Source organism: Massilia genomosp. 1, assembly GCF_011682185.1.
Lineage (GTDB): Bacteria > Pseudomonadota > Gammaproteobacteria > Burkholderiales > Burkholderiaceae_D > Telluria_A > Telluria_A rubra.
On the sequence record NZ_WHJF01000585.1, the window covers coordinates 1 to 254 of the forward strand.

Here is a 254-nt window from a genome sequence, read left to right on the forward strand (position 1 = left end):
CTTCGCGCCGCCCGCCCTTGACCCTGCTCCGGACCGGACATCGACAAGCGCCGCAAGGCGCAGACATTCACAGCGGTAGCCGATATGGTAGCCGAAGTCAACTTCCACTCAAAACGGCATTGGGCCCAACTAGTGTAGTGTTGCATTCTGTTTGCCGCTTAAGCGGCTGTTGGCGCGAATTACCTTTTGCAGGATATCGCGCGCAGTTGCTGTCCAAATAAATGGCTTCGGATTGGCATTGTGGTGCGCGACAT

General features: G+C 56.3%; 1 pseudogene. It reads right to left on the bottom strand.

The features are described 5' to 3' along the window. Nucleotides 1–129: 129 nt before the first annotated feature. A pseudogene (locus F1735_RS37195) lies at nucleotides 130–254 on the bottom strand (IS630 family transposase); the annotation flags it as partial.